Source organism: Methylorubrum podarium (assembly GCF_022179745.1).
Classification (GTDB): Bacteria; Pseudomonadota; Alphaproteobacteria; order Rhizobiales; family Beijerinckiaceae; genus Methylobacterium; species Methylobacterium podarium.
In genome coordinates, this window is sequence record NZ_BPRD01000437.1 from 1 (window position 1) to 4462 (window position 4462).

Annotated in this window: 5 protein-coding genes; all 5 read right to left on the minus strand. The window is 67.0% G+C overall.

Annotation, left to right across the window (positions count from 1 at the left end; genetic code table 11):
* Positions 1-1075: NADH-quinone oxidoreductase subunit NuoE (nuoE, locus tag MFF42_RS20100; RefSeq protein ID WP_238257326.1), on the minus strand; the 1075-nt coding region annotated here is incomplete at its 3' end.
* Positions 1076-1095: 20 nt separating this feature from the next.
* Positions 1096-2286, minus strand: a complete 1191-nt coding sequence (locus tag MFF42_RS20105) for an NADH-quinone oxidoreductase subunit D (protein WP_238257327.1) — start codon at positions 2284-2286, stop codon at positions 1096-1098.
* An 11-nt stretch (positions 2287-2297) separates the two neighbouring features.
* Entirely contained in the window at positions 2298-2957 is a 660-nt protein-coding gene (locus MFF42_RS20110; protein ID WP_238257328.1) for an NADH-quinone oxidoreductase subunit C, read from the minus strand.
* A gap of 11 nt (positions 2958-2968) precedes the next feature.
* Positions 2969-3556 (minus strand): NuoB/complex I 20 kDa subunit family protein, encoded by a 588-nt coding sequence (locus MFF42_RS20115; protein WP_096484188.1) that lies wholly within the window; start codon positions 3554-3556, stop codon positions 2969-2971.
* Positions 3557-3608: 52 nt separating this feature from the next.
* Positions 3609-3974 carry an NADH-quinone oxidoreductase subunit A gene (locus tag MFF42_RS20120; protein WP_096484189.1) on the minus strand — a complete coding sequence of 122 codons (366 nt, stop codon included), beginning with the start codon at positions 3972-3974 and terminating at the stop codon, positions 3609-3611.
* Positions 3975-4462 lie beyond the last annotated feature (488 nt).

Consider the following 4462-nt stretch of genomic DNA (forward strand, 5'->3'; position numbering starts at 1 on the left):
TGACCGGGCCGATGCCCTTGATCTTGGTCAGGTCGTCGGGACGGTCGTCGCGGGGCACGTCGATGCCCTTCGGCCGGGTGCCGGCGGCGTCGGCCCGGGCCTCCGGGTTCTCGCCCTCGGGCACGTCGTCCCCGGCGCCGACGGTCGCCGGATGCTGCGGCGGCTCGGTGCGGAGAAGCTTGTCCTCTTCGAGCGCCGCGGCCTGGGCCGGCGCCGTCTCGGCCTCGCGCGCCTCGGCCCGATCCTCCGGCTTCACCGGCGTCTCGCCGGCGCTCGCCCGCTCGGCGGGGGCATCGACGGCGTTCGACTCGTTGGCGCGTCCGGCCGACGGGCGGGCCGGCTTGGGTTCGTCCTTGACGCGGGCCTCGGTCGAGGCGGCCTCGTCCTTCTTGACGCTCTCCTCACCCTTGCCGGCGCCCTCGGTCTGCTCGAAGCGCTTGCGCCACGCGCCGATGCGGGAGCCGTCGAACAGGCTCTCGTCGGTCAGGGTGTTGACGGCGTCCTTCGGCTCCGAGGAGATCCGGCCGATCTGCGAGCCGATCTTGACGGGACGGCCGGCGGCCAGATCGTCCATGAGCTTGTTGAGGCTCTCGGGGTTGAGATCCTCGTAATAGTCCTGATTGATCTGCACCATCGGCGCGTTGCAGCAGGCGCCGAGGCACTCGACCTCGAGCCAGGAGAAATTGCCGTCGGCCGAGACCTGGCCCGAGGGGCCGAGGCGATCGTGGAGCGCGGCCTTCAGCTCCTTCGCCCCGCAGCAATCGCAGGGCACGGTGCCGCAGACCTGGATCCAGAACCGGCCAACCGGCTCCAGGGCGAACATCGTGTAGAAGGTCGCGACCTCCAGCACGCGGATATGCGGCATGCCGAGCTGATCGGCGACCGCCTCGATCGCCTTCTGCGGCAGCCAGCCGCCGTTCTGCTCCTGCGCCTTCCACAGCAGCGGGATCACGGCCGAGGCCTGCCGGCCCTCCGGATATTTCGCGATCTGGCCGCGCGCCCAGTCGACGTTCTCGGGGGTGAACGCGAAGCTCTGGGGCTGCTCGGCGGCGGGGGCTAGCCTGCGGTTCGCCATGACGTTTCGGTCCGTCTCCCTCAGCGGTCCACTTCGCCGAACACGATGTCGAGCGTGCCGAGCACGCAGGACACGTCGGCGAGCAGGTGGCCGCGGCACATCCAGTCCATCGCCTGAAGATGGGCGAAGCCCGGCGCGCGGATCTTGCAGCGGTAGGGTTTGTTGGTGCCGTCCGACACGAGGTAGACGCCGAACTCGCCCTTGGGCGCCTCGACCGCCGCATACACCTCACCCTCGGGCACGTGAAAACCCTCGGTGTAGAGCTTGAAGTGGTGGATGAGCGCCTCCATCGAGCGCTTCATCTCCCGGCGCGGCGGCGGCGCGAACTTGCCGTCGACCGAGGCGATCGGCCCCTGTCCGGCGGGCTCGCGCAGCTTGGCGCAGCACTGCTTCATGATCTTCACGGATTCCCGCATCTCTTCCATGCGGATCACCTGGCGATCGTAGGTATCGCCGTTCTTCCCCACGGGGATGTCGAATTCCATCTCCTCGTAGAGTTCGTAGGGCTGCGACTTGCGCAGGTCCCACGGAATCCCCGAGCCGCGCACCATCACGCCGGAGAAGCCCCAGGCCATCGCCTCGTCCACAGAGACGATGCCGATGTCGACGTTGCGCTGCTTGAAGATGCGGTTGGCCATGACGAGGTTGTCGAGGTCGTCGACCACCTGCAGGAACGGATCGCAGAACGCCTCGATGTCGTCGATCAGCGCGGGCGGCAGGTCCTGGTGGACGCCGCCGGGGCGGAAGTAGTTGGCGTGCAAACGGGCACCGCTCGCGCGCTCGTAGAAGATCATCAGCTTCTCGCGCTCCTCGAAGCCCCAGAGGGGCGGCGTGAGCGCGCCGACGTCCATCGCCTGCGTGGTGACGTTGAGGAGGTGGGAGAGCAGCCGGCCGATCTCGCAGAACAGGGTGCGGATGAGCTGGGCCCGCCGCGGCACCTCGATCCCGGCGAGCTTCTCGATCGCCAGGCAGAAGGCGTGCTCCTGATTCATCGGCGACACGTAGTCGAGCCGGTCGAAATAGGGCGTCGCCTGGAGATAGGTCTTGTGCTCGATCAGCTTCTCGGTGCCGCGATGCAGCAGGCCGATATGCGGATCGACCCGCTCGACCACCTCGCCGTCGAGTTCCAGCACGAGGCGCAGCACGCCGTGCGCCGCCGGGTGCTGCGGCCCGAAATTGATCGAGAAGTTGCGGATGTTGTGCTCAGACATGACCGCGACCCTCAGCTCGACTTCTTCTCATCGCCCGGAAGCACGTAGTCCGTGCCCTCCCACGGCGACAGGAAATCGAAGTTGCGGAATTCCTGGGTGAGCTTGACCGGCTCGTAGACGACCCGCGCCTCGTCCTGGTCGTAGCGGACCTCGACGAAGCCGGTCAGTGGGAAGTCCTTGCGCAGCGGGTGGCCCTCGAAGCCGTAATCGGTGAGCAGCCGGCGCAGGTCGGGATGGCCCGAGAACAGGATGCCGTAGAGGTCGTAGGTCTCGCGCTCGAACCAGTTGGCCGCCGGGAAGACGGGAATGGCGGAAGGGACCGGCGTCGCGGCGTCGGTCTGCACCTTCACGCGTACCCGCATGTTATGGCGCAGGGACAGCAGGTGGTAGACGACGTCGAAGCGGCGCGCCCGCTGCGGGTAGTCGGCGCCGCAGATGTCGATGAAGCAGCGGAAGGCGCAGGCCGGGTCGTCGCGCAGGTAGGTCAGCGCGTAGACGATGTCGCTGCCCTGAACGATCACCGTCAGCTCGCCGAAGGCGATGGTCCAGTCCGTGACCGCCGGGCCGAGCGCCCCGGCGATGCGCTCGCCCATGGCGCGCAGGGCGGCCTCGCTCTGGTCGGCCGCGACGGTGCGGCGGAGCGTGATGCCGTTGGTGGTGATGGCCTCCATCGTGCCCTCCCTCACCGCTCGATCGTGCCGGTGCGGCGGATCTTCCGCTGCAGCAGCAGCACGCCGTAGAGCAGCGCCTCGGCGCTCGGCGGGCAGCCCGGCACGTAGATGTCCACCGGCACCACCCGGTCGCAGCCGCGCACGACCGAGTAGGAATAGTGATAGTAGCCGCCGCCGTTGGCGCAGGAGCCCATGGAGATGACGTAGCGCGGCTCCGGCATCTGGTCGTAGACCTTGCGCAAAGCCGGGGCCATCTTGTTGGTCAGCGTGCCGGCGACGATCATCACGTCGGACTGGCGCGGCGAGCCGCGGGGCGCGAAGCCGAAGCGCTCGCAATCGTAGCGCGGCATCGACATCTGCATCATCTCGACGGCGCAGCAGGCGAGGCCGAAGGTCATCCACATCAGCGAGCCGGTGCGGGCCCAGTTGATGAGCTCGTCGGCGGACGTGACGAGGAATCCGCGGTCGGCCAACTCGCTGTTGATCGACAGGAAGGTCGGGTCGTTCGCGCCGATCGGGCGGCCGGTCGCGGGATCGATGATCCCTTTGGGCGCCGGCGCTATGTCGGGCGCGCGGGAGAAGGTCGGAGTCAGGGCCATCTCTGCCTCTGAGCGAGAGCGGAAGGGAAACGACGCGAACGGGGCCGCGCCGCTAGTCCCATTCGAGGGCGCCCTTGCGCCACTCGTAGACGAAGCCGACGGTGAGGACACCGAGGAAGACCATCATCGACCAGAACCCGAACCAGCCGAGCTCCCCGAAGGTGATCGCCCAGGGGAAGAGGAAGGCGACTTCGAGGTCGAAGATGATGAACAGGATCGCCACGAGGTAGAAGCGCACGTCGAACTTCATGCGCGCGTCATCGAACGCGTTGAAACCACACTCGTAGGCGGAAAGCTTTTCCGGATCGGGGCTCGAATACGCCACGATGAACGGGGCGACCAGCAGCGCCACTGCGATGAACAGCGACACGCCGATGAAGATGATGAGCGGCAGGTAATCTGCCAACAGGCCGGTCATGCCGCACCTCTCATGTGGTTGCGCGTGAGGATCATGAACGACGGCCCTCGCGACGGCCTCCGGCAAAAAGAATCCCTCTGATGGAATTCCTCCAATGCCAGACTGAGCGCGGGCGAGGCTTAGACGAGCCCCCCCGTCGAAACAAGGGCATTGCGCGTCGCACAATCACCTCTTTCGCTGACAGATGGGGGTATCCGTGCACATGGCCACGGGACGGATCGGCGCATGTCCGGCCATGCTTGAGCCTTGCCGTTTCATCCCGCCCCTCCCCCCTGGTCTTGTCTTTGGTATTTGGCATACCAGAGATGGCTGCCGCAAGCGCCGCCTTGGACAGACTGGATCGTTTCCAGGGATCGATCCTTGCCGACGCACAGCGACGCGGAGAGTCGCGTGCGACGTTCCGATAGGGGTTTCACGAACCGTCGCCCAACCGTCGCATTCCGCGATTCAGCGGCTTGACAGCCTGGGGCGCCCCACCTAAACCCCGC

What these genes read in the sequence shown, in the direction of transcription:
- MFF42_RS20110 (WP_238257328.1), bottom strand. Translation starts at nt 2,957, where the DNA reads ATGGAGGCCATCACCACCAACGGCATCACGCTCCGCCGCACCGTCGCG.
- MFF42_RS20105 (WP_238257327.1), bottom strand. Translation starts at nt 2,286, where the DNA reads ATGTCTGAGCACAACATCCGCAACTTCTCGATCAATTTCGGGCCGCAG.
- MFF42_RS20115 (WP_096484188.1), bottom strand. Translation starts at nt 3,556, where the DNA reads ATGGCCCTGACTCCGACCTTCTCCCGCGCGCCCGACATAGCGCCGGCG.
- MFF42_RS20120 (WP_096484189.1), bottom strand. Translation starts at nt 3,974, where the DNA reads ATGACCGGCCTGTTGGCAGATTACCTGCCGCTCATCATCTTCATCGGC.